The organism is Hungatella sp. SL.1.14 (assembly GCF_024460495.1).
Classification (GTDB): Bacteria; Bacillota; Clostridia; order Lachnospirales; family Lachnospiraceae; genus Hungatella; species Hungatella hathewayi.
On sequence record NZ_JANFYJ010000371.1, the window covers coordinates 1 to 299 of the forward strand.

1 pseudogene is annotated in these 299 nt (G+C 38.8%); it reads right to left on the minus strand.

Annotated features, from left to right (window positions below):
• Positions 1–299, minus strand: a pseudogene (locus NE473_RS31410) (hypothetical protein); the annotation flags it as partial.

The following is a 299-nucleotide window of genomic DNA, read 5'->3' on the forward strand; positions in this document are numbered from 1 at the left end:
CTCCTCCACGAAAATACGATTTATATTTCTAATATATGCTTGTACTGCATTTTCAGCGTTCTGTCTATTATCTTCTGAAAATCGAGTAAAGAAATACCCTGCATAGCTGGTTTGTTCGTCTGGCAGTTCAACCTTTGCTGTATCTTTGCTGATTTCATCAATTTCCAAAAGTTCTTGTAACATATTTAATCCAGTTTGCCCATAGAGAGCAAAAATAGGGCGTAGATGTTCGATATTTCCACCGCGCAACTCCTGAAACAGAACAGGCGGTACAGCTTCTTCCTCCAAATCGTAATCAT